The sequence below is a fragment of the Cognatishimia sp. SS12 genome, from assembly GCF_028369055.1.
GTDB lineage: Bacteria > Pseudomonadota > Alphaproteobacteria > Rhodobacterales > Rhodobacteraceae > Cognatishimia.
This window is the reverse complement of the sequence record NZ_JAQNCZ010000006.1, coordinates 68,698-92,083: the sequence shown is the minus strand read 5'-3', so window position 1 is coordinate 92,083 and position 23,386 is coordinate 68,698. Positions and strand designations below refer to the sequence as shown.

Sequence of the window (23,386 nt, the reverse complement as noted above, 5' to 3'; positions counted from 1 at the left end):
CTCATTTCAAAAGTTGCCCCCCATCAATGGTCAGGCTGGTGCCGGTAATGTGGCTAGCTGCCGCGCTCGCTAGAAAGAGGGCTGCAGGTGCGATTTGATCGACCTCGGCAATCGTCCCGAGCGGAATGCGCGCCTCCCAGGCGGCCCGCGCGTCGGGGTTTTCGACCAGACGCTGGGTCATTGGCGTGACAACGGGACCCGGCGCAATGGCATTGGCGCGGATGCCAAAGGGGGCCATTTCAATCGCGGTCGTGCGGGTGATGGCCTCAATCGCCGCCTTGCTGGCTTCGTAGTGGCCCATTTCTGGCGTCGGCTGACGGGCCCCAATTGAGGTGATATTGATGATTGTTCCCGCTTTGCGGGCCTGCATCTTGCGCCCAATGGCCTGCGTCACCGTCCAAGTGCCCAGAACGTTGACCGTGAGGGCCCGGCGCAAAACCTCAAGGTCAAGATCAACGACGCTGCCGCGCCCCCCGACGATGCCGGCATTATTGATCAGAACATCAACGCGCCCACTGTGTTCGAAGATGGCGCTGGCGGCCTCTTGGACAGAGGCTGCATCCGCAATATCCATCTGGACCGCGCGCCCGCCCAGAGCTTCGGCCACGGCATGTGCCGCGTCACCGTCAATGTCGGCCACAAAGACGAAATCGCCGTTCTGAGCGAAAGCAGTTGCAATTGATTTCCCGAGGCCGCTGGCAGCGCCAGTGACGACCACACATCGTTTGTCTGTCAAACCGATCCTCCCAATCAGTTTGGTGATGCGTGTACCGGCGAGGGGACACGCTTGCCCTTATGTTTGACAAAACTTTTTGTGTAGTCAATATTTATTTATATTGATAATTATCTACTATAAAAAATAGTGATTTGTTGGGGGGAGATCATGACCGAAAGCGATGTTGATCGTCGAAAACTCGATGCGACTGGCAATAAATATCCTTTGTTTTCATTGGGTTCATGGAACACTTGGGATCGGATGACGCCCGATAGCGCGGTTGAGCTGATCTGTCGCGCCCAAGCAGAAGGCTGCGCGTTTTTCGATGTCGCCCATTATAATATGGGTCCGCATTCTGAACATTCACAAACCGATATCTTGTTTGGAAATGCCTGGCGCGACAGCGGGCTGAAGCGTGAAGAGATTCAGCTTTGCGGCAAGCTTTGGCTTTGGAAGTATCCCGAGCTGAGCTTTCGTGAGCAAATCGAAACCAGTCTGGACCGGATTGGGACCGACCGGTTTGAAACGATTGTTCTGGGCGATTATTTTGAGCGGCTCGATATCCCCAGGGTCGTGACGGCGGTGAATGAATTGATTGCCGACGGGCTTGTTCAGTCATGGGGTATCAACAATTGGGTTCTGTCAGATACCCATGCGGCACTCGACTACGCGGCGCAAAGCGGGATGATTGGCCCGAGTTTTGCACAGCTCAAATACAGCCCTGTGCGCCGCTCGATGGCCGAAGGTGCCGGGTACGGCAGCCTGTTTGGATCCGGCAAATTGGCGCTTCAGGCGTCTGACTGTCTGGAAGGCGGTATCCTGGCGCTTAAGACGCCCAATCGCAAAATTGGTGCGGACCCCGGAGATATTCGCGCGCGCATTATTGCGGCCGCGCCCGAGATTGCGAAGGTCGCCCGCGACTTTGACGCGACCCCGGCGCAGGCGGTTCTGGCCTTTTGCTTGGCCAACCCGGCCACGGCTAATGTGTTATTCGGGGTCTCGCAGATGGCGCAACTCGAAGAGAACCTGGGCGCGCTGTCCCTGGCACGAACGCATGGCGCTGATATTCGCGCGCGCATGGCGCCATTTTGGCTCGACAAACATGTGCCCTCCGAAGGGCAGCGCGCCCGGCGACGCCCGCCCCAAGCAGATTTAATTACATATTAAGGAGGGAATGATCACATGGTCCCATTTATGCACCTTACCAGCACAGCGCCCGCGACAGAGGGCGGCGTTCCGATCGTATTTCTGCACGGCATGACCTCGTCCGGCGCGCGCGACTGGCCCGCGCAGCACTGGGCAGACATCTGCGTGCGCGGCGGACGCCCGGCGCATGTTTTTGACCTGCCTGCCCATGGGAACAGCGCAGAAGTCACCGCACCCGATGCGGTGTCGATAGAAAAAATTGTCGATCATGTGATTGCTTTGGCCGACGACGCGGGCGGCACAATCGATCTGGTCGGCTATTCGCTGGGGGCAAGATTGGCCTGGGCCTGCGCCGCGCGTCATCCTGCGAAAATCAGGCGGTTGGTTCTGGGCGGCATCAGCACGCGCGATCCGCTTGCGGTTGTGGATTATGAGGCGGCGCATCAGTTCATTGACACCGGGGTGACGCCTGCGGATCCTGTGACTGCGCGTATATCGGGCCTGGTTGCGGGCACTGACATGCCTCATTCTGTCTTGCATATGATGCAGGGCATCGGTGTCGATCGCTTTGATCCACAGGCGGAATCCCCAAAGGGAGAAACCTTGTTTGTCGCGGGGGAGGCTGATCCGATGTGCACACAGATCGAAGATCTCTGTGCGCTTGTGCCGGACAGCCAGCTTGTCAGGGTTCCGGGGGATCATCAGTCCGCCCTGAGAGCGCCTGAGTTCCAGCAAGCGGCTCTGCGCTTTTTGTCTGTGCAGGCTTAATCTGCGTTCTTGTCGCTCTCAGCAGTGTCGAGCAAAGCACGGTGCTGGTCAGGAAATTCGATCACGATTTTTAAAAGGCGGTGCAGTTCTTGAATGACGTCCTGATCAGTTTCCGCCGCGAGCAAGGTTGCCTTTTCTTCGATCTTTTGACCGATTTCAGCGCAGACCTCGCGCCCTTTCGGCGTCAGCGCGACGGGGGCGCGTCGTTTGTCGCGCTTGGCAACCAAACGCTTTGCGAGGCCGAGGTCGACCAACTCGCGCAAAACACGCGACACGTTTGGCGGCTGCATGAACGCCCGTTTGGACAGGACCTGCGGCTCGACCGAGGTTTCTTCGTAAAGGCTCCGCAAGATCCGCCATTGCGCCTCTGTGACCCCAGCATTTTTGAACAATGGGCGATAAAATTGCATCAACGCATCACGCGCGCGCAGCAGGCGGGCGGGCAGAGTTTCATTCAAAGGAACTCGTGGGGCCCAGTGTTTCACCAGGTCGTCATTGCCAAGGTCGTCTTCGGGCACCTGTTGCCTCGCTTGCCATTTCGATTTCTTGCCAACTTACGACGCCGCCCGAGTGACCACAATAACGAGTTGGCGTTTTGCCATTCGGTTGGGGCGTGGGCGCAAGCGACGAAACCCGCCTTGCCAGACGTTGGAATCGGCCAGAAGGAACTCGCGTGAGGCGTGCGTGATCCTCGCGCCAGCCACAGTAAAAGACCTTGTGCCCGCGAGTGGCATTCTCAACCCGTTCTGGAAATAAATGTCTGTAAATAAATAAGAATTTTTAAAGATCCGCGTGTCGAAAAAAAAGATGGACACAAAAAATGTAGTATGTTTAATTCATATTATGAATAAGTTGATCGACTGCCCGAATCAACTGAGGTGCCGCCTCTGAGAGCTTGCAGTCCATCAAAAATCAAAGCGTCCCGCGCCGCAGAAGTGCCGCAGGGCCGCGCGGAACACAGACACATGGGAGGCCGCAAGGCAGACAGAATATCATCCGAGGGACAAGAACGGTCGTCACTCTGAGCACCTCAGAGGGGTCTTTCCCACGGACATGAAATCGCTTGATGCGGCGCATTAGCCACGTGCCCAGGGCGAGATCTTATCGCGAATTCGACAGATGGGCGAATTACGTGATCTGCAGACTCTTTTTGATCTGCAACACAGTGAGCTTTGGAGGGCTCTACCCATCAAACAGATGCAAATTAAGCATCGAAACATCAGAAGGAGGAAATGATGTTTTCTAAAGTGACTAAATCCCTGCTTGCAGGGGGTGTAGCATCCATGGCTATTGCAGCCGCAACCACCACAGCTTCTGCAGATACAGTTGCCCTTTTGCTGCCTGAAAACGTGAATCCGCGTTGGGAGCAGCAAGATGCAGCCGCATTTGTTGAAAAGATGGCGGAAATTGCGCCTGATATCAAAGTCGAAGTCTTCAACGCCAATAACGACACATCCGTGCAGCAACGCCAGGCAGAGCAGGCGCTGACGCAGGGCGCGAAGGTGTTGGTTGTGATCCCGATCGACGGTGAAAGCTCTGCCATTATTGCAGACACAGCCGCCGAAGAAGGCGTTCCAACCATTGCCTATGACCGCATGATCAACTCCCCGAATACAAAGTTCTGGGTGCAGGCGGACATGTTCGCGACGGGTGCGGCGCAGGCGCAGCACGTTGTCGACAACACCAAGTCCGGCGATACGCTGGTGATGCTGAAAGGCTCTCCTACGGATCCGAACGCAGGTGTGATTGCGGCGGGGCAGATGTCTGTACTGCAGCCGCTGTTTGACTCTGGCGAGCGTGTGCTGGGCTATGAAAACTGGACCCCGGGTTGGGACCCTGCGATTGCCCGTCGCTCGATGGATCAGGCTCTGACGCAGCTGAACAACAATGTTCAGGGTGTTGTGTCGTCAAACGATGGGAACGCCGGTGCCGCAATTGCTTCGATGGAAGAGCAGGGCATGGCAGGCACTGTGCCGGTTTCCGGTCTGGACTGCACCATACAGGCACAGCAACTGATGCTGCTGGGCAAACAGACCCAGTGTGGCTGGCGTCCGTTGCATGAAATGGGTTGGGCCGCGGCAGAAGTTACGCTGCGTCTGATCAACGGTCAGGACACTTCTGATATCGCGACAGAAGTTGTGCAGAACGGCGTTGGTGCGGATGTCGCATTTGTGCCGGTCGACAGCTATTCAGCTGTGGGCGCGGAGGGCGTGTCTTATGTGATCGAAAACGATCCGACGGTCACGAAAGAGGCCGTGTGCCAAGGCGAAGCCGCAGCCACAGATTTCTGTAGCTAAGCACAGACCAATGACAATCGAAAAAATGATGGTGGGGCGTGATGCCCCACCACCGCATCTGAAAGTTGCGGGAATTAAGAAACGCTTTGGCGGAGTAGAAGCCCTGCGCGGTGTCGATTTTGAAGTCGCGCGTGGCGAAGTTATGGCCCTCGTTGGGGATAACGGTGCGGGCAAATCAACCCTGATGAAAGTTCTGGCAGGGGCTCATGTCGCGGACGAAGGCACCTTTTGGTTGGATGACCAGGAAGTGACCGTCAACAGCCCACATGATGCAGGCGGTTTGGGTATTCAGATTGTTTATCAGGACCTTGCACTTTGCGAGAACCTTGATGTGGCGGCTAATCTGTCACTGGGCGCAGAGCCGGTCAAACCCGGTTGGAAATTCTTGCCGCGATTCCTGAGGCCGATTGATGATCTGCGGATGGAGGTCAAAGCCCAGAAGGCGATTGATCGCCTTGAGGTGCGCACGCTGAAATCGGTGCGCGCGACGGTCGGCGGCCTGTCCGGTGGCCAGCGCCAAGCGATTGCGATTGCGCGGGCTGTGGGCGCAGAAAGCAGCGTTGTGATGTTGGATGAGCCGACCGCCGCGCTCGGCGTGGCCCAGACCCGGCAGGTTCTGAATGTGGTCAAACGCCTGCGCGAGACCAATCATGCCGTGGTTTATATCTCACACAACATGCGGGACATTTTTGAAATTGCGGATCGTATCTGCGTGATCCGTCACGGGGGCAATGTCGGCATCTGGAATACAAAAGACACCACGCCGGACGAGATCGTCGTTGCGATGACACGTGGTATAGATGAGGCAAAAAATGCAGTCTGAGGCTAAACTTACCTTCGTCGATCGTTTGCGCATCATGCGCGAAACCAAGTTCGGCGCCTTTGTCCCGGTATTGCTTGCGCTGGCAGCAATCTGGACATACTTCGGGCTTGCGGTCCCGCTTTTTGAATATTTCACCGATCCGTCAGTGGATGAGGTGCGTTTTGTCTTCCTTAGTCCGCGCAACATCTACAACCTGTTTATGCAATCCGCTGTGATTGCGACCCTCGCTGTGGGGATCACGATTGTTCTGTTGCTGGGTGACATTGACCTGTCTGCTGCCGCAACAGCCGGCGTTTGTGCTGCGCTTTTGGGCGTCATGGTGCTGGCGGGTGTGCCCGGCTGGCTGGCCTGCCTGATCGTCATGGGCGTTGGTGCCATCATGGGGGCGGCGCAGGGGCTGTTGGTGGCCTATGTCGGTATTCCTTCGTTCGTGGTGACGCTGGCGGGTCTGCTGGGCTATCAGGGCCTGATGCAGAAAATTCTGCCTACCGGCAATCTCAACGTCGGTGATCCGTTTGTTCGCGCGATTGCCCGCATTCTGATCCCTGATTTCTGGGGGCTGGTGATCGCGGCGCTGCTGGTTGTTTTCGTGGCGGCCATGGCCCTGCGGCGTCAGGCGCAGCGCAAGGCGCTGGGGCTAGAGCTCGACTCAACAACCGCGATCTGGGGCCAAGTTGCGTTTTTCGCGGTGCTGATCTTTGCCGGTGTCTTAACGATGAATGCCTATCGGTCGTTGCCGCTTTTGATCCTGCTCTTGATGGGTCTGACGGCCCTCATTGGCTGGATCACCACGTCAACGCCTTATGGTCGATCCCTCTTTGCGGTCGGCGGCAATAGCGAAAGCGCGCGCCGGGTGGGCATGGACGTCAAACGAATTCGTGTGTCGGCTTTTGCCTTGGTCGGGATTTTGGCCGCGATTGGTGGTATCTTTGGGGCATCCCGGTTTGGCTCTGTCTCATACACGGCGTTTGCGGGCGGCTCTCTCTTGCTGGAAAGCATTGGTGCTGCAGTGATCGGGGGCACGTCGCTCTTTGGCGGGCGCGGCTCTGTCTGGAATGCCATTTTGGGTGCGCTTGTTATCGGGTCGCTGGGCAATGGCCTTGATCTTTCAGGGGCCAGCGCTGCGGACAAATTGATGTTCTCAGGCGCTATTTTGCTGCTGGCTGTGGCGATTGATGCGCTGTCCCGTTCCGGCACTGGCACGGGTCGATAGGGAGTGTGACAATGTGGACGAAGGCGCAATCTGAACTGCTGAACGTCATTCTTGACCACCTCATTCCGCCGCGGGCCGATGGGTCGGCCCCCGGGGCGGGCGCGTTGGGGGTTGCCGAATTTCTCCCCACGGCAACCCCTTTCGCCGAAGATCCGGTTGGCACTGTCACCGCTGTTTTGGACCATGTGTCCAAAACAGCACCCGACTTCCTGAGCCAGAGCGCAGCAGCGCAGGTCGCGGTGCTCAAGGCGACGGAAGCCGCTGTCCCGGCACCCTTCGCCTGCCTCGTGCGCCTGACCTATATGGGCTATTACAGCCGCCCCGATACGCGACCGTATGTTGGTGTCGGGGCCCACCCGATCCATCCCGAAGGCTATCCTGTCCCGAGCGAAAGCGCCGAAAGCCTTGCCGAATTGACCGCTCCGGTCCGGCGGCGCGGACAAATCTACCGAAACGCCTAGGTGTTTTGAGAGAGGACGAAACATGAAAAATGAACCAGTAGACGTCTTGATCATCGGGGCGGGCGCATCAGGTGCGGCCATTGCATGGTCCCTGCTTGAAACACGCATGCGTATTCTGTGTCTGGAACAGGGCGGGCACCTGCAGGACAAGGATTTCCCCAGCCGGCGAGACGATTATGAACTGTCGCGCTACAGCTATTTTTCCGTCGATCCGAATGTGCGCGGCGCCAAAGAAGACTATCCGATCAACAACAGCGACAGTTGCATTGCGCCGGTGAATTGGAATGGGGTCGGTGGCTCCACCATGAATTTTCTGGGCCATTGGCCACGGATGAAGCCATCAGATTTCCGCGCGAAAACCCTGGATGGTGTCGCTGAGGATTGGCCCATTGATTATGCGACGCTTGAACCTTTCTATGAGGCCAATGATCGCAACACCGGCGTGTCGGGTTTGGGCGGCAACCCGGCTTATCCCGATTACACGCCGGACCTGCCGCCCATTCCCATCGGGACCCTGGGGCAGACCCTGGCCAAGGGCTTTAACGAAAAGGGCTGGCACTGGTGGCCGTCGGATGTTTCGATCCTCAGCCAGGACCATGACGGGCGGCAGAAATGCGTCAACGCAGGCACCTGTGATCTGGGCTGTGCGGCGGGGGCCAAGGGTGGCACGAATTTCACCTATTGGCCGATCCTTGAAAACGCCGGGGTCGAGTTGCGCACCCACGCGCGGGTTGCGGAAATTCTGGTGGATTCCGACACGGGGTTTGCCACCGGCGTTCTCTATTTTGACAAAGACGGGCAGCTGCATGAACAGCGGGCCGAGATGGTGGTTGTTGCCTGTAACGGCATTGGCACACCACGCTTGCTGCTCAATTCCAAGTCAAAGGCCTTTCCCGATGGTCTGGCCAATCGCTCTGGCCTTGTTGGCAAAAACCTGATGTTCCACCCGCTGACGGGTGTGGCGGGGGTCTTTGACAAACCGATGCGCGGGCACGAGGGGCCCATGGCCTGCTCGATCCTCAGTCAGGAGTTTTATGAATCCGATCCCGCGCGCGGGTTTGTGCGCGGCTACGGGTTGCATTCCGGTCGGTCGACAACGCCAATGACCTTTGCCCTGGGCGGCTATGGGATTGATAACCCGATCCCTTGGGGTCAGGAGCATCGGCGCATCATGGATGACGTCTACCCCTATCTGGCGGGGCTGACCGTGGTGACCGAAGATCTGCCCGAAGAGGTGAATTGCGTGACGCTTGATCCTGACCTCAAGGACAGTGACGGCATCCCTGCACCCAAAATCACCTATCGCCTGGGCGAGAACACCAAGAAAATGCTCAAGCACGGAGAAGAGAAAGCCAAAGAAGTGCTGCTGGCGGCGGGCGCAAAAGAAGTGCTCACCAAGGGCGATGACACAGTTTGGTGGCGCGCGGGCTGGCATCAGATGGGCACCTGCCGCATGGGCCATGATCCTGAGACTTCTGTGGTGAATGCCTGGGGGCGCAGCCATGATGTAAAGAACCTCTTTATTGTCGATGGCTCGATCTTTGTGACCTCTGCGGCGGTCAACCCGACTTCGACGATACAGGCCTTGGCGCTCTATATTGGCGATAGCATCAAGAACAACTTCGAAACGTTGTTCGATTAAATAAATCAAAACAGCATGTTATGGGATGCTCGCGCTGGTTGCCACCGCTAAAGCGATGAGGGCGGCACAGACCTTGCGTAGTGTAACGGTGCTGACGGCGCGGTCGCAGCGCCGGAGTCTGCATCTGCGCAAAATCTAAGCGGTTGCTGTCGTTTCGGTGGCAGCCGCAGCACGCTTGGGATCAGACATAAGAATGTCATGGCAATATGGTTGGCTCTGCCCGGCGGATGCCATAAACGCAGGGCATGACCGCACGTCAGCCGGCCAAAGGAAGACCCATGACCAAATCAGAGCACATCACGTTCCGCCAATTCATGCTGCAAGAGCATCGCCGCGTTGGCGTGACAAAAGACCTGATCTTTCTGCTCGAAGATATCGCCACCGCCTGTCGCATCATTTCGCACCAGATCCGCAGCGGCGCGTTTTCCGGCACGCTGGGCGCGACCGAAGACACAAATGTGCAAGGCGAAACGCAAAAGCAGCTTGATGTGATCGCCAATGATCAATTCATGCTGCATTGCGCCAATACCAGCCGTGTTGCGGCGCTGGTCTCAGAAGAGCTGGACAATGTGGTCTGGCAGAAAGACGCGCCGAAGAAAGGCGACTACATCGTCTATTTCGACCCGCTCGACGGGTCATCCAACCTTGAACTCAATATCTCGGTCGGCTCGATCTTTTCGATTGTCGAGCTTGAGGAGGATCTGTCCAGCACGGATGACGCTGCTGTATTGATTGCCGGGCAGAAACAGGTCTGCGCGGGCTATGCGCTTTATGGGCCGTCGACCTCACTTGTGGTGACGACGGGCGATGGGGTTAATGGCTTTACCCACCTCAATGGCACCGGGGAATTCTTGCTGACCTTCCCTAATATGACGGTGCCCGCCGCAACCAATGAATTTGCCATCAATGCCAGCCGCCAGAAATACTGGTACCCGCCGGTGGCCCGCTATGTCGATGAATGTCTGCACGGCAGTGACGGCCCGCGCGGCAAGAATTTCAACATGCGCTGGGTGGCCTCGATGGTGGCCGAAGTGCACCGCATTCTGACCCGGGGCGGGGTGTTCTTGTATCCCGTCGATACGCAGAACGCCGACATGGGCGGCCGTTTGCGCCTGCTGTATGAAGCAAACCCCATGGGGTTCATCATAGAACAGGCGGGCGGCAAAGCCTCTGTCGGTGGCAGCCGTATTCTGGACGTTGCGCCCAGCGATCTGCACCAGCGCGTACCTGTGCTGCTGGGGTCGTCCGAAGAGATTGATTTACTGGACGACTACCACAATTCTTAACCTACTAGGGCAGGGCCGGGGCGATGGCCCCGGATGTATTGACCCCCTGCCAGATGATGAGCAGGAGAGCCCAATGGCCAGCACCGAAACCTCGACCACGCCATTTGATGATCAGATCCCCGGCACCTCGGGGCTGCGCAAGAAAACCCGCGTGTTCATGCAGCCCGGGTATTTGGAAAATTTCGTTCAGGCGATTTTCGACGCCATTGGCGGGGCGCAGGGCAAACATTTTGTTGTCGGCGGGGATGGCCGGTTTTTTAACGCAGAGGCGATTCAGACCATTCTGAAAATCGCGGCGGCCAATGGCGCGGCGCAGGTGACGGTTGGGCAGGGCGGCTTGCTGTCGACCCCTGCGGCCTCTCATCTGATCCGCAAGCTTGGGGCCGATGGCGGGCTGATCCTATCCGCCAGTCACAACCCTGGCGGCATCGATGCGGACTTTGGCCTGAAATACAACATCGACAATGGCGGGCCAGCGCCAGAGGCGATCACCCGGAAAATCAGCGACAGTGCCGCCAGCCTCACCCGCTATCATATCGCGGAGGCCAAGGATGCGGATTTGGCGCAGATTGGCACCAGCGAGATCGCCGGAATGTTGCTGACGGTGGTCGACCCGGTTGACGATTACGCCGCTTTGATGGCCGAGCTGTTTGATTTTGACAAAATCCGCGCGCTGTTTGCGGGCGGGTTTTCCATGCGGTTTGATGCGATGCACGCTGTGACCGGCCCCTATGCGCGCCGCATTCTGGAAGAAGAGCTTGGCGCGGCCAGCGGCACGGTGATCAATGCCACGCCCTCGCCTGATTTTGGCGGTGGCCACCCGGATCCGAACCCGGTCTGGGCGCATGAGTTGATGAGCGAAATGATGTCAGATCGCGCCCCCGATTTTGGCGCCGCCTCTGATGGCGATGGGGATCGCAATATGATCGTGGGGCCCGGGCTGTTTGTGTCACCCTCAGACAGCCTTGCGGTGCTGGCGGCCAATGCGCATCTGGCCCCGGCCTACACGGCGGGCATTGCTGGGGTGGCGCGCTCTATGCCGACCTCGGCGGCGGTGGACCGCGTGGCCGAGAAATTGGGCGTCGCGCCATATGAAACGCCAACCGGGTGGAAGTTCTTTGGCAATCTGCTGGATGCGGGGCGCGTGACGCTCTGTGGCGAAGAAAGCGCTGGAACAGGCTCTGATCACGTACGCGAAAAAGATGGGCTTTGGGCGGTGCTGCTGTGGCTCAATATTCTGGCGGAGCGCGGCGAAAGCCTGCCGGCCATTATGCAGGATCATTGGCAGACCTTCGGGCGCGATTATTATGCGCGGCACGATTACGAGGCGCTGCCAAAACCCGTCGCCGAAGAGGTCATGTCGCAGCTGCGCGCGCGGCTTGGCGATTTGCCTGGCGAGAGTTTTGGGGCGCTCACGGTCAGTGCCGCGGATGAGTTTTCTTATGTCGATCCGGTGGATCAGTCGGAAAGCCATGCGCAGGGTCTGCGGGTCTATTTTGAGGGCGGCGCACGCGCCGTGCTGCGCCTGTCCGGCACCGGCACCGAAGGGGCGACCCTGCGGGTTTATTTGCAAAGCTACACGCCGGGGGATGGGGCGCTTAACCTTGATACCTCCGTCGCCCTTGCCCCGGTAGCGGCGGCCATTCATGCCATCGCCGGGTTGGCGCGCACCGGGCGCGACGCGCCCGATGTCATCACGTGATGTGATTACGCGGCCAAGAAATCGCGGAAGGCGCGCGGAAGCAGCCCGCCTGCCGCAAAAGTCGCGCGCTCTGCCGCATTGTAAAGCCGCAACTCAAGCGGGGTTTCTGTGGTGCTGCCATCCTCGCGGTGAATGATCAGCCGCGCGCTTTTCAGATCTTGGGCGAAATGAATGTCAAACTGCTCCGCCCCGGTCAGGCCAAGGATTTTGCGATCCACCCCGTCCGGGAAGCACAGCGGCGCGATGCCCATATTCACCAGATTTGAGCGGTGAATGCGTTCAAAGCTTTCGGCAATCACAGCCCGAATGCCTGCAAGCCAGGGCGCTTTGGCGGCGGTGTCGCGCGAGGAGCCGCACCCATATTCTTTGCCGCCGATGACCACCAGTTGCTGATCGCGCGCCTTGTAGGTTTCGATGGCCTCAAATACGCTGACCTCGCGGCCCTCGGGATAGAGGCAGGTCACGCTGCCTTCGCTGCCGGGCAGCATTTCGTTGCGCAGCCGGTAATTGGCAAAGCACGAGCGGATGATCACGTCTGAACAGCCGCGCCTTGTGCCAAATGAATTAAAATCAGCATGCGCCACACCTTGTGCCATCAAATACTGACCGGCGGCAGACTCGCGTGTGATGATGCCGGACGGGGAAATATGATCGGTCGTCACGCTATCGCCCAGAATGACCAGCGGGCGCAGCCCTGACAGCGGCTCGAGCGGCGCGGCTGTTGCTGTGATTGCGCGGATGAATGGTGGAAAGGACACATAGGTCGACGGCACCCAATCATAGCGGTCCGTGCTGGTCGGCAGGGCGGTCCAGCTGGGATTAACCGAGTCTATTTCAGCGTAATTGCGCTGAAACGCATCGGGCGTCACATGGGTCGTGATGATGTCGGCCACCTCTTCGGCCGTCGGCCAGAGGTCGGCCAGATAGACAGGTTGCCCGTCGCGATCATGGCCAAGCGGCGCGCCCGTCAGGTCGGTGTGAATGCTGCCCGCCAGCGCATAGGCAACCACATAGGGCGGGGCCGCGATCACGTTGCGGCCCGCAAGGGGGTGAATGCGCCCGGCGAAATTGCGATTGCCCGAAAGCACCGCGACCCCTTCGATATCCTGATCTTTGATCACCGCCTCATGCGCCGGGTGCAGCGGGCCTGACATGCCGTTGCAGGTCGAACAAGAGAAGGCGGCGATGTCAAACCCAAGGGCCGAGAGATCATCTTGCAGCCCGCTGCTTTCCAGGTATTTCGCCACCACGCGCGAGCCCGGGGCCAGCGAAGTTTTGACATGTGGCTTCACCGTCAGCCCCCGCGCGACAGCGTTGCGCGCCACGAGGCCAGCCAAGACCATATTGCGCGGATTGGCGGTATTGGTGCAGCTGGTGATTGCGGCAAGGATCACATCGCCATCACCCATATCGTGATCCATGCCCTCAACCGGCACGCGGCGGGCGCTGGCCTTGTCGTGGTTCGGCGCAAGCGTCGCCGCGGCAGCCCCAAGGTCAATGCGCTGTTCTGGCCGCGCGGGGCCCGCCACTGAGCGGCCAATTGCCGATAGATCGACAGAGATCACGGCGTCATATTCTATGGCGCTGGTGGCCCCGTCCGCCCAGAGGCCCTGCGTGCGGCAATAGGCTTCGGTGCGCGCCAGATGTTGGCCGCGCCCGGTCTCGCGCATATAGCGCAGCGTGTTGTCATCGACGGGGCAATTGACGATGGTACTGCCGTATTCCGGTGCCATATTTGCCAGCGTGGCGCGATCCGGGACTGACAGATTCGGATAGCCGGGGCCAAAGAGTTCCACGAACCTGTCAACCACGCCAAAGACCCGCAGCTTTTCGGCCAGCACCAGCGCGATATCGGTGGCCGTGATGTCATGGCTGGGGGTGCCGGTCAGCTCAACGCCGATCACTTCGGGCACATTCAGGGGCGAGGTTTCGCCAAAAAGCAAGGCTTCCGCCTCCAGCCCGCCGATCCCCCAGCCGAGACTGCCAAGCCCGTTGATCATGGTGGTATGGCTGTCGGTGCCCAGGCAGCTGTCGGGGGTCAACAACTGCGGGTTTTCGGCGGCGGGCAGGACAACCTGCCCGAGGTATTCCAAATTCACCTGATGGCAAATGCCGCCGCCGGGGGGCACAACACGCAAGTTCGGGAAGCGTGCCGCGCAGGCTTTGAGAAAGGCAAAGCGTTCGCGGTTGATTTCAAATTCCCGATCCATGTTCTTTTGAAGCGCAAAGCGGTCGGCCCAATGGTTGATCGACATGGCGTGATCAATGATCAGATCAACCGGCAGGCTCATGTCGACCGTTTCCGGGTCGCCGCCATGTGCGGCGATATGATCGCGCATCGCCATAATGTCGACCAGTGCCGGAATGCCGAGCATATCGTGCAGCAGCAGTCTCGCCGGGCGGAAAGGAATGGTGCCGCCGTCTCGCGCGGCCACAGTCAGCGCGGCTTCGCCGTGATCAGAATGACGCGCCGCGATTTCAGCCAACGCGCGCAACGCATAAGGCAGGCGCGCGCGCTGTGCGCCCAGCAGCGCGTCGATATCAATGGTCACAAAATCTGTGTTGGCGAGCGGTCTGGTGATGACGTTGCTATGCATTCGGGCCTCCGTGCGTTTCACGATGGCTAGACTTTCGTGGGCCAAGCGCGCAAGCTGGCGTTTGATTGATTTTACTAGAGAGAACGTAGGGGCCAGCGGTCATGGGGGCGAAACGGACAGAAAGCGTGGAGCGGGCGATGTCGATCCTATCGGCATTTTCGGCGCAAAAACCCACGATGTCACTGGCGGAGCTGGCCGAGGAAACCGGGCTGCACAAAAGCACGATCCTGCGCCTGACCACCAGCCTGGCGATTTACGGGTTTATTCAGCGCGACAGCGCAGGGATTTTCAGTGTGGGGCCTTCGGTCTGGCGGCTGGGCCTGATTTTCCGCCGTGAATTTGCCCGCCGCGAAGATGTGGCCCCGGCTCTGAGGCAACTTGTTGAATTTTCAGGGGAAACCGCGTCGTTCTACGTGCGTGCGGGCAATGATCGCGTGTGTCTTTATCGCGAAAACTCCCCCAATTTGCTACGCTTTCATGTGGAGGAAGGCATGCGGCTGAACCTGCGTACCGGCGCATCCGGGATGGTGCTGCGTCATTTCACAGGGGAGCCTTTGGCCGATCTGTCGGCGTTTAATCAGAATGGGACGGCGCAATCCATCGGCCAGACCAATCCGAATATTGCATCGGTTTCAACGCCCGTGTTTTCCGGGGGCGGCGATTTGCTTGGGGCGCTGACGGTATCGGGGCTGGTCAATCGGTTTGATGCAGAGGCGCGCGCCCGTGTGATCCCGTTGCTTGAAACCTTGGCCGCGGGTCTGGGATAAGATTTTGCAGAGGAGAACGTGCGCTCCCCCGTCTTGCGGCGGGTACGTGACCGGCGCTACCTATGCGGCAGCACGTCAGACCGCTTTTTGCGAAAGGATCCGCTATGTCCCAGATGATCAACAAGACATTCAAAGACCGCCTCGCCAAAGGCGGCGCTATTCTGATGCCCGGTGCCGCAAATGCGCTGGCAGCGCGGGTGATTGACGGGCTGGGGTTTGAGGCGATCTACCTTTCGGGCGCAGGGCTGACAAACACCTATTATGGCATGCCGGATCACGGCTTTGTGGCGCTGCCCGATCTGGTGCAGCATGTCAGTGCCATTCGAAATGTCACGGATCTGCCGTTGGTCGTGGATGCGGACACCGGGTTTGGCAACGCCGTCAACGTCCATCACAGCGTGCGCATGCTGGAAAATGCCGGGGCCAGCGCCATTCAGATCGAAGATCAGCGAATGCCCAAGAAATGTGGGCATTTTTCCGGTAAGGATGTGGTGGGTCTAAGCGAGGCGCGCAGCCGGATCAAAGCGGCGGTGGATGCGCGCAGGGATGAAAATTTTCTGATCGTGGCGCGCACGGATGCGCGGGCCACGCTGGGCATGAATGCCGCGATTGACCGCGCGGCCGCCTTTATCGAAGACGGCGCCGATATCACCTTTGTCGAAGCGCCGCAGGGCATGGATGAAATGCTTGCCATTCCAAGCCGCCTGCCCGGCGCGCCGCAGCTGATCAATCTGGTCGTGGGCGGCAAGACACCCATTGTGGATTTTGGCACGTTGGATCAGGCCGGTTTTGCCTTGGTGCTTTATGCCAATGTCGCCTTGCAAGGCGCGCTGCTGGGGATGCAGACGGCGCTGTCGAAATTGCAAGATCAGGGGCGTATGGATCTGGATGGCCCGTTGGCGAGTTTTGAGTTGCGCCAAAACAGCGTCAACAAAGGTCACTATGACGCGCTTGAAGCCGCCTATCGCCACGATGAGGAGAGCTGACGCAGCCGCGTTAACCAAAGCGCAGCACTCTGCCCCCTAGGGTCGATGGACCAATGGGTTTTGGGGGCGACGGATGCTGTGCAAATCTTTGCTTCATAGAAAAGGCGCGCTGTGATCAGACGCGTGTTTCGGCTGTATGGGCGTTACTGCGCGCAACACCGCAGCGCGGGAGCGCGCGCTTGGCTGTGGCCGGGGTTTGCGCTTCGGTTGGCGCGCGCGGTGCCGCAGATCTGGCGGGCACTATGTGGCCCGCAGGCTGGGCGCGCGGCGGCGCGGCGCGCTGTGCGCGATGCGCTTGGGCTGGCACCGGGGCATCTGGGCGACGTGCCAGAATTAGCACCGCTTGCCGATCAGCCACCGAAACCTGCACCGCCGCCCGCTGTGGTGATCCTGATGCCGGTCCACAATGCCTTTGTGGAAACAAAAGCCGCGCTCGACGCTTTGCTGCGGCACACGGAAGTGCCCTGGCATCTTGTGTTGGTGGAGGACGCATCAACAGAGGCATCTGTCCGGCCATACCTTCGCGTATGGTCGCAGCAGGTCAATCTTGGCCGCGCGAAATCGCTGGCCAGTGGACGGGTGACGCTGTTGGAAAACCCGCGCAATCTTGGGTTTGTCGGGGCGGTCAATCGCGGCTTGCGCGCGGCGCGGCGACAGGCGCAAGTGCTTCGTAGCCCCGCTGTGGTCTTGCTGAATTCAGATGCGCTGATGCCAAGGGGCTGGGCCAGCCGCCTGTTGGCCCCGCTGGCTGCCCGGACTGATGTCGCGAGCGTCACGCCGTTGTCAAACAATGCAGAAATCCTCAGCGTGCCCGCCATGTGTCAGTCGCAGCAAATGCCGCAAGACATGGCCAGCGCGCTTGATGACTGCGCGCAGAACCTGCCCGCTGGCCCGGCGGTGGCGCTGCCCACGGGTGTCGGGTTTTGCATGGCAATGTCTTGTGAATTTTTGGCGCGTATTCCGCAGCTGGATTGCGCGTTTGGGCGCGGATATGGCGAAGAGGTGGATTGGTGTCAGCGGGCGGCTGCCCTGGGGGGCGTGCACCTCGCGGCGCAGACTCTCTTTGTGTCCCATGCCGGTGGTGCCTCTTTCGAGCCGGCAGAGAAAGCGGCGGCGCTGGCGCGGGCGGGCCAGATATTGCAGCAGCGTTATCCGGGATTTGACACAGCGGTGCAGCAATTTTTGCGGCGCGATCCACTGGCGCGCCCGCGTATAACCTTGGCGCTGCGGTGGGCTGCCGAAACTGTCGCGGCGCGTGGATCTGGTGCTTTGCCCATCTATCTGGCGCATGCCTTGGGCGGCGGGGCCGAGATGGATTTGCAGCGGCGTATCGGTCAGCATGTCGCCCAAAACGGTGCGGCTGTGGTGGTGCGGGTCGGCACAGCGCGGGCCTGGCAGATCGAGGTGCATGGCGCCTTTGGCGCGTGCCGCGCAGCCACCGATGATCTGCGCCTGATCCGTCGCCTGCTTGCAGAGGCACCAAATCGCCGCCTGATCTATTCCTGCGGGGTTGGCGCGGCTGATGTCGCGGCGCTGCCGCGCGCCTTGCTGTCATTGCGCGGCGCCGGGGGGCTGGGCGTGTTGATCCATGATTACCTGCCGCTCAGCCCGTCTTATACCTTGCTTGGACCTGACGGGTGGTACAGGGGCGTCCCGGCAGATGAAAGCGGTGATCGTGCGCAGGGCTGCGGCGCGCTGCAGCCTGACGAATGGCGCGCCGCCTGGGGCGCTTTGCTGACTGCGGCGGATGCCATCGACGTCTTTTCCGAAAACAGTCGCGCGATTGTATCTCAGGCCTATCCGCATATCGCTGACAGGCTGCGGGTGGTGCCGCATGTTCCCTTGCAGCATATGCCTCGGTGCCCTACACCCGGTCCGGGCCAGCCGCGCAGGGTCGCGGTTCTGGGCAATATCAACCATCAAAAGGGCGCTGCATTGCTGCCCGCACTTTACAAAGGGCTGCGCGCCGCTGGTGTAGGGCTGGTCGTGATCGGGCAGGTCGATCCGGCGCAGCGATTGCCACGGCGGTTGCGTGTCCATGGGGCCTATGATCAGGCGGAGGTGCCAGATTTGGTCCGGCGCTATGGCATCACCGACTGGGTGATCCCCTCGATCTGGCCGGAAACTTTTTCTTTCACCACCCATGAGGCGCTGGCAACAGGCCTGCCGACCTATGCCTTTGATCTTGGCGCGCAGGGCGATGCGGTGCGCGCGATCTGGGGCACAGAACATGTGGCAGAATTGGGGGGCCATGTGACCGAAGCTGCCGCAAATTTGCAGCGAGTCATTCTGTCTGCATCGCAGGAAACCGCGCGTGACACCATGTGCCAAAGGAGCGGTTATGTTCGGGCGTGAGGTCTTTCGAAATGCAAATCCAATATCGCCCCCGCCGCAGGCAACTGTGCGTTTTCCGCCCGATGTGGACAAAGCGCAGTTCGCGGCACTGCTGCGGCAGCCACCGGCGCATCGGTGCTATGCGGTGTTTTTCACCGCGCGCAGCGGCTCTTCCTGGCTGACAGATGTCGCCGCGCGCAGCGGTGTGCTGGGGCTGCCGGACGAATGTTTCAACCCGCGGTTTGTGCCGAATATGGCGCAAAATCTGCACGCTGCCTCGCTGGATGACTATATGCTTGCGCTGCGGCGCCGACGCAATATCGCGGGGTGCTTTGGCTGCGAGCTGACCGCGCATCATCTGCGTGCCACCTTTGGCGGTGCCGCGACCTTCATGCGTTATTTTGACGGTGCAAAATTTATCTGGCTCCTGCGCGAAGACATCGTATTGCAGGGGGTTTCCTTGATGAAAATGCAGCAGACGCGCATTTCGCATTTGCCGCAAAGTTCTGCGCAGGCGATTGGTCATGCGGACAACACCGTGCGCTATGACGCTGCGGCGATCAAACGTTGGATAACCCACAGCTTTCAGGCCGAAGAGCGCACCGAAGCGCTGTTGGCCCGGTATGGGCTTGCGCCTCTGCGGCTGAGTTATGAGAAAATCACCCAGCTGCCTGAACAGGCTTTGGCGCAATATCTGGCGGATTACCTCGTGGCACCAAAGGTGCCGCCGCTCTCCGGGCGCTCTGCTCACAAACGGATCGCAACGGCGCTGAATACTGAATACGCCGCGCGGTTTCGGCAGGAAGAGGCGCAGTTTCTCAGGGGCATCACCCAGACGCGCTGGCGCTGGGTCCAGAAAGTCGCGCCGCTTAGCGCTGCAGCAGATCGCGATGAAAACGGGTCAAAAACACCAGCCCCGCCACCAGCGCAACGCCACTGATCAGCAGCACATAGATTGGCGAGACATATGCCGCGTCATAACTGGCATAAAACCCGCGCCGTACCAGCCCGACCACATGAATCAGCGGGTTCAATTCCAGCATGTCGCGATAGGGGCGCGGGATGTCTTCGGGCAAATAAAAAATGCCTGAGACGATAAAAAGCGGCCGCATCAGAACTGACCAGATCTGCTGCCACACCGGCCAGAGCGCAAAGAGCAGCGCATTCAACGTGCCAATCCCCATTGCCAAGCCAGCACATAAGGCCAAGGCTGTTGCCAGACTGCGCGTGTCCGGGATCACCCGCGGATCAAGCCAAAGCATGATGCCGCCAAACACCAGATAGGCCACCATGATCTGCGTTAGCCCATTCAGCAGCAGCCGAGCCAAGAGCGCATCACTGAACCGCACGCTTGGAAAGGCCAGCAAGGGTTTGGAATACATCAGCGCGGTCGCGATTTTGCCCGAGAGGCTGCTATAGGCCAGAAACGGCACCAGGCCGGTTGCGTAAAACATCGGGAAACTGACCCCCAGCGCTGGCGTCACAAAACCAATGGAAAACACCAAGGTCAAAAGCGTGATGCCCGCGACCGGTTCTAGGACCGCCCAGAGATACCCGCCCGGTGTCCGCCCATAGCTTGTCGCCATTTCGCGCAGCATCAAAGCGCCGACAACCCGCGCGCTCGCAAATTTGCGGGGACGCGCAGTGGGCACCAAAGGGGCAAGGGGCATAAGGGTGTCTTTCGTGACGCTCGGGCAGGGTCCCGCGCCATCTTTGGATAATCGAAAGAAATTAACGCCATCCTAGGGGAAATTTTGCGGAGGTGCCCTTGCCAGATCCCATTCCACATCCTTCAGCCCATCGATTGGCAGCGGTGCCTCAGGCGCGTCCACCGGCACGGCGCGCGCGCTGGCGGCGTCGGCATTTTGGCTTGGTGCTCAGCTTTCTGTCTTTGGTCATCATGCCCCTTGCCGTGGCGGCCTGGTATCTTTGGGCGCGCGCGGCGGATCAATATATTTCGGTAATGGGATTTTCTGTCCGCCATGAGGAGGCCGGCGGTGCCTTGGAATTTCTTGGCAGCAGCCTTGCCGGGCTGAGCGGTTCAAGTTCCAGCGATACTGATATCCTTTATGAATTCATGCAGAGCCAAAAACTGGTCGCTGATCTTGACGCCGCGCTTGACCTAAAGGCGCTCTGGTCCCGGCCCGCGCAGGATCCGGTCTTTGCCTTTGAACCCTCGGGCGCGATCGAGGACCTGCATGAGTACTGGCAGCGTATGGTGCGCATTTACTATGATCGGAGCGCCGGGCTGCTTGAGGTGCGGGTGCGCGCCTTTGACCCGTATGAGGCACAGCGCATTGCGCAGCATCTGAAAGCAGAAAGTGCGGCGATGATTAACGCGCTTAGTACCATAGCGCGTCAGGATGCCATCGCAGCGGCGGAACATGATTTGCAGATGATGAAGCGCCGGCTGACCGATGCCCGTCAGGCCGTGCTGATGTTTCGCAACCAGCATCAGTTGATTGACCCGGAGGCCGAGGTGCTGTCGCAGACCGAGCTGATCAGCGAATTGCAGGCAGAGCTGGCCGAGACTTTGATTGAAGTGGATCTGCTGAAAGAAACGGCGCGGGCTGGGGATTCGCGCATGGCCTCGGGCGCGCGGCGCGCTGAGGTCATTCGCGCCCGCATTGCGGCCGAGCGGCGCAAGCTGGGTCTGGGCGGGGCCGGCCCTGAGGGGGCCGCCGCCTTTGCGGCGCTGATCACGGAATATGAGCGTCTGGCCGTTGAGCGTGAATTTGCGGAAAGCACCTATGCAGCCGCGCTGGCGGCCTACGACATTGCCCTGGCGGATGCGCAACGGCAAAGCCGCTATCTCGCCGCTTATTTGCAGCCCACGCTGGCCGAAACCGCGCGCTATCCAGAACGCGGGCTCATCTTGGCCACGCTCGGCAGCCTGCTCTGCCTTGGGTGGGCGATTTTGGCGCTGGTGTCTTATGCTGTGCGGGACCGGCGCTGACCATGATCCGCCTTGTGAACCTCCACAAATCCTTCGCGACCGGCGGTGGGTCGCGCAAACACGTGGCGCAGGGCATCAATGCGGTGTTCCCCGCTGGCCAATCTGTGGCGCTTTTGGGGCGCAATGGCGCGGGCAAATCTACGCTGCTTGGGATGATCGCCGGGACAATTGCGCCGGATGCGGGCCGCATTGTCACGCGCGGCAGCGTCAGCTGGACCGTTGGCTTTGCGGGGACGTTTCACGGGGATCTGACCGGGGCGCAGAACGCGCGATTTGTTGCGCGTATCTATGGTGTGGACAGCGATGAAATGCTGAAATTTGCGGCCGATTTTGCGGACCTCGGCGCGCATTTTCATATGCCGCTGCGCAGCTATTCTGCGGGGATGAAGGCGCGGCTGGCCTTTGGGGTGTCCATGGCGGTGCCCTTTGATACCTATCTGGTGGACGAGGTCACCGCCGTCGGGGACGCCCGGTTTCGCGACAAGAGCGCAGCCTTGCTGAAAGCGCGCTTGACGCATGCGGGGGCAGTTGTTGTCAGCCATTCCATGGCGCAGCTGCGCGACCTCTGCAGCGCCGGCGCGGTCTTGGATCGGTGCAAATTGCATTATTATGAGGATATTGAGGCTGCGATTGCACACCACATGGCGGTGATGCAGCGCTAATGTCCCGCTAGAGCCGTCCGGTGAGCGCCGCAAGATAGACCAAAAGCGTTTCCGGACGGGATTGACGCCACGCACCGGCCTTATGCAGGGCCTGCACCTTGGCAAGCTTGCCCTTGGCGCTGCGCAGGGCTGCAACCGCTTGCCGCGCTTCGGGGCTGAGCATCGCGTCAAGACGGGACAGCAAATTGAGGTGCCCCGCCAGCCAAGTGCCATATTGACCGTTCAGGATTTGACCGGCGCGATGGGCTTTCGCCCGGACCCCGCGATTGGCTCCCACCAGATTTTGGGCATGCTGCCGGTAGCGCAACGTTGCCGCAGGATCGATCCGTACCGTGCCGCCGGCTGCGCTGATCAAGAGGTAAAGCCACCAATCATGAAAGCGAATTTCAGGCTGCGGGCCGACGCGGCGGATCAACGAAAGCGCCGCCGGGGTCAGCACCGCGCTGTGGCCGCTGACGACATTCTGCAACAGGGCATTGCCAAACCCTGTGCCGCGCCGCGGCGCAGAGGAGCGCCCGGTGATCGCCAGCGCGGCGTTGGTGTGCAGGCTTTGCGCGCCATAAATCGCCGGGCGCGCAGCCGGAACATCCGAAAGATTGGCCAAGGCTCGGCACAGTTTATCAGGGTGCCAAATGTCATCCTGATCGCAAAGCGCAATGTGCTGACGCGGCAGATCAGGATGGCACAGCAGAAACAGATAATTGGCAGCGGCCCCTTTTTGGGGCCCGTCGAGAATGCGCATTGGGTGCTGCCCTCGCCAGCGGTTGCCCCAAAGCTGCAAGATACGCAGAGTTTCATCGCTGGAGCCATCGTCACTGACCCAGATCTGCCAGTGCCGATGTCGCTGCGCGGCGAGCGAGGCAAGCTGCGCGTCCAAAAAGGCGGCACCATTATAGGTCCCCAGCAACAGTGTCACCGGGGTGTCTGAGGGCGATTGCGCGGTCTGCGTGATTGGATTGGGCTGCACGGTATTCTCCTGCCGCCATGCTGTTTGGTCTTGGTTAATAAAAAATGAGTCCGTCAAAAATTCC

General features: G+C 59.7%; 20 protein-coding genes. 15 read left to right on the top strand and 5 right to left on the bottom strand.

The annotated features are described in order from the left end of the window. Position 1: 1 nt before the first annotated feature. Complete coding sequence (locus tag N6L24_RS13875; RefSeq protein WP_271845297.1) at positions 2–736, bottom strand: SDR family NAD(P)-dependent oxidoreductase; 735 nt, start codon at positions 734–736, stop codon at positions 2–4. A gap of 147 nt (positions 737–883) precedes the next feature. On the opposite strand from N6L24_RS13875, the gene N6L24_RS13870 reads away from it, so the two are divergent. Then, positions 884–1,882 carry an aldo/keto reductase gene (locus N6L24_RS13870; RefSeq protein ID WP_271845296.1) on the top strand — a complete coding sequence of 333 codons (999 nt, stop codon included), beginning with the start codon at positions 884–886 and terminating at the stop codon, positions 1,880–1,882. Positions 1,883–1,909: 27 nt separating this feature from the next. Further along, positions 1,910–2,629 (top strand): alpha/beta fold hydrolase, encoded by a 720-nt coding sequence (locus N6L24_RS13865; protein WP_271845295.1) that lies wholly within the window; start codon positions 1,910–1,912, stop codon positions 2,627–2,629. On the opposite strand, the gene N6L24_RS13860 is transcribed toward N6L24_RS13865, so the two are convergent. Then, positions 2,626–3,147 (bottom strand): MarR family transcriptional regulator, encoded by a 522-nt coding sequence (locus N6L24_RS13860; RefSeq protein WP_271845294.1) that lies wholly within the window; start codon positions 3,145–3,147, stop codon positions 2,626–2,628. The genes N6L24_RS13865 and N6L24_RS13860 overlap by 4 nt on opposite strands. 765 nt (positions 3,148–3,912) lie before the next feature. Between N6L24_RS13860 and N6L24_RS13855 the strand changes: the two genes are divergently transcribed. The 7 genes from N6L24_RS13855 to N6L24_RS13825 all read left to right on the top strand — a co-directional run bounded on the left by N6L24_RS13855 (position 3,913) and on the right by N6L24_RS13825 (position 12,053). Then, a complete protein-coding gene (locus tag N6L24_RS13855; protein ID WP_271845293.1) occupies positions 3,913–4,926 on the top strand; it encodes an ABC transporter substrate-binding protein in 1,014 nt (337 codons plus the stop codon). Between the two features lie 10 nt (positions 4,927–4,936). Then, positions 4,937–5,749: an ATP-binding cassette domain-containing protein gene (locus N6L24_RS13850; protein WP_271845292.1), complete on the top strand. Its 813-nt coding sequence runs from the start codon at positions 4,937–4,939 to the stop codon at positions 5,747–5,749. Beyond that, positions 5,739–6,962, top strand: coding sequence for a sugar ABC transporter permease (locus N6L24_RS13845; RefSeq protein WP_271845291.1), 1,224 nt, complete (start codon positions 5,739–5,741; stop codon positions 6,960–6,962). The genes N6L24_RS13850 and N6L24_RS13845 overlap by 11 nt, the downstream gene beginning before the upstream one ends. 11 nt (positions 6,963–6,973) lie before the next feature. After that, positions 6,974–7,423 carry a gluconate 2-dehydrogenase subunit 3 family protein gene (locus N6L24_RS13840; protein ID WP_271845290.1) on the top strand — a complete coding sequence of 150 codons (450 nt, stop codon included), beginning with the start codon at positions 6,974–6,976 and terminating at the stop codon, positions 7,421–7,423. A gap of 22 nt (positions 7,424–7,445) precedes the next feature. Next, complete coding sequence (locus tag N6L24_RS13835; protein ID WP_271845289.1) at positions 7,446–9,065, top strand: GMC family oxidoreductase; 1,620 nt, start codon at positions 7,446–7,448, stop codon at positions 9,063–9,065. Between the two features lie 278 nt (positions 9,066–9,343). After that, positions 9,344–10,351 (top strand): class 1 fructose-bisphosphatase, encoded by a 1,008-nt coding sequence (locus tag N6L24_RS13830; protein WP_271845288.1) that lies wholly within the window; start codon positions 9,344–9,346, stop codon positions 10,349–10,351. 73 nt (positions 10,352–10,424) lie between these two features. Further along, positions 10,425–12,053 carry an alpha-D-glucose phosphate-specific phosphoglucomutase gene (locus tag N6L24_RS13825; protein ID WP_271845287.1) on the top strand — a complete coding sequence of 543 codons (1,629 nt, stop codon included), beginning with the start codon at positions 10,425–10,427 and terminating at the stop codon, positions 12,051–12,053. Between the two features lie 5 nt (positions 12,054–12,058). Here N6L24_RS13825 and acnA read toward each other — a convergent pair whose 3' ends face one another. Further along, positions 12,059–14,650, bottom strand: coding sequence for an aconitate hydratase AcnA (acnA, locus tag N6L24_RS13820; protein WP_271845286.1), 2,592 nt, complete (start codon positions 14,648–14,650; stop codon positions 12,059–12,061). Positions 14,651–14,751: 101 nt separating this feature from the next. Between acnA and N6L24_RS13815 the strand changes: the two genes are divergently transcribed. The 4 genes from N6L24_RS13815 (at position 14,752) to N6L24_RS13800 (ending at position 19,677) form a co-directional block, all read left to right on the top strand. Continuing rightward, positions 14,752–15,417, top strand: a complete 666-nt coding sequence (locus N6L24_RS13815) for an IclR family transcriptional regulator (protein ID WP_271845285.1) — start codon at positions 14,752–14,754, stop codon at positions 15,415–15,417. A gap of 104 nt (positions 15,418–15,521) precedes the next feature. Continuing rightward, positions 15,522–16,403, top strand: coding sequence for an isocitrate lyase/PEP mutase family protein (locus N6L24_RS13810; protein ID WP_271845284.1), 882 nt, complete (start codon positions 15,522–15,524; stop codon positions 16,401–16,403). Between the two features lie 219 nt (positions 16,404–16,622). Beyond that, positions 16,623–18,758, top strand: a complete 2,136-nt coding sequence (locus tag N6L24_RS13805; protein WP_271845283.1) for a glycosyltransferase — start codon at positions 16,623–16,625, stop codon at positions 18,756–18,758. Between the two features lie 46 nt (positions 18,759–18,804). After that, a complete protein-coding gene (locus N6L24_RS13800) occupies positions 18,805–19,677 on the top strand; it encodes a Stf0 family sulfotransferase (protein ID WP_271845282.1) in 873 nt (290 codons plus the stop codon). Here the strand turns inward: N6L24_RS13800 and N6L24_RS13795 are convergent. After that, positions 19,607–20,407 carry an ABC transporter permease gene (locus N6L24_RS13795; RefSeq protein WP_271845281.1) on the bottom strand — a complete coding sequence of 267 codons (801 nt, stop codon included), beginning with the start codon at positions 20,405–20,407 and terminating at the stop codon, positions 19,607–19,609. The genes N6L24_RS13800 and N6L24_RS13795 overlap by 71 nt on opposite strands. A 98-nt stretch (positions 20,408–20,505) precedes the next feature. On the opposite strand from N6L24_RS13795, the gene N6L24_RS13790 reads away from it, so the two are divergent. Next, on the top strand, positions 20,506–21,693 hold the full coding sequence (locus N6L24_RS13790) for a capsule biosynthesis protein (protein WP_271845280.1): 1,188 nt from the start codon (positions 20,506–20,508) through the stop codon (positions 21,691–21,693). 2 nt (positions 21,694–21,695) lie between these two features. Beyond that, positions 21,696–22,355, top strand: coding sequence for an ABC transporter ATP-binding protein (locus N6L24_RS13785; RefSeq protein ID WP_271845279.1), 660 nt, complete (start codon positions 21,696–21,698; stop codon positions 22,353–22,355). 7 nt (positions 22,356–22,362) lie between these two features. Here N6L24_RS13785 and N6L24_RS13780 read toward each other — a convergent pair whose 3' ends face one another. Further along, on the bottom strand, positions 22,363–23,322 hold the full coding sequence (locus tag N6L24_RS13780; protein WP_271845278.1) for a glycosyltransferase: 960 nt from the start codon (positions 23,320–23,322) through the stop codon (positions 22,363–22,365). Positions 23,323–23,386: the final 64 nt, after the last annotated feature.

Excerpts from the sequence above, each read along its gene's own strand:
- N6L24_RS13870 (WP_271845296.1), top strand. The coding sequence starts at position 884 with ATGACCGAAAGCGATGTTGATCGTCGAAAACTCGATGCGACTGGCAAT.
- acnA (WP_271845286.1), bottom strand. The coding sequence starts at position 14,650 with ATGCATAGCAACGTCATCACCAGACCGCTCGCCAACACAGATTTTGTG.
- N6L24_RS13850 (WP_271845292.1), top strand. The coding sequence starts at position 4,937 with ATGACAATCGAAAAAATGATGGTGGGGCGTGATGCCCCACCACCGCAT.
- N6L24_RS13825 (WP_271845287.1), top strand. The coding sequence starts at position 10,425 with ATGGCCAGCACCGAAACCTCGACCACGCCATTTGATGATCAGATCCCC.
- N6L24_RS13835 (WP_271845289.1), top strand. The coding sequence starts at position 7,446 with ATGAAAAATGAACCAGTAGACGTCTTGATCATCGGGGCGGGCGCATCA.
- N6L24_RS13840 (WP_271845290.1), top strand. The coding sequence starts at position 6,974 with ATGTGGACGAAGGCGCAATCTGAACTGCTGAACGTCATTCTTGACCAC.
- N6L24_RS13810 (WP_271845284.1), top strand. The coding sequence starts at position 15,522 with ATGTCCCAGATGATCAACAAGACATTCAAAGACCGCCTCGCCAAAGGC.
- N6L24_RS13815 (WP_271845285.1), top strand. The coding sequence starts at position 14,752 with ATGGGGGCGAAACGGACAGAAAGCGTGGAGCGGGCGATGTCGATCCTA.
- N6L24_RS13865 (WP_271845295.1), top strand. The coding sequence starts at position 1,910 with ATGCACCTTACCAGCACAGCGCCCGCGACAGAGGGCGGCGTTCCGATC.
- N6L24_RS13795 (WP_271845281.1), bottom strand. The coding sequence starts at position 20,407 with ATGCCCCTTGCCCCTTTGGTGCCCACTGCGCGTCCCCGCAAATTTGCG.
- N6L24_RS13785 (WP_271845279.1), top strand. The coding sequence starts at position 21,696 with ATGATCCGCCTTGTGAACCTCCACAAATCCTTCGCGACCGGCGGTGGG.
- N6L24_RS13855 (WP_271845293.1), top strand. The coding sequence starts at position 3,913 with ATGGCTATTGCAGCCGCAACCACCACAGCTTCTGCAGATACAGTTGCC.
- N6L24_RS13845 (WP_271845291.1), top strand. The coding sequence starts at position 5,739 with ATGCAGTCTGAGGCTAAACTTACCTTCGTCGATCGTTTGCGCATCATG.
- N6L24_RS13830 (WP_271845288.1), top strand. The coding sequence starts at position 9,344 with ATGACCAAATCAGAGCACATCACGTTCCGCCAATTCATGCTGCAAGAG.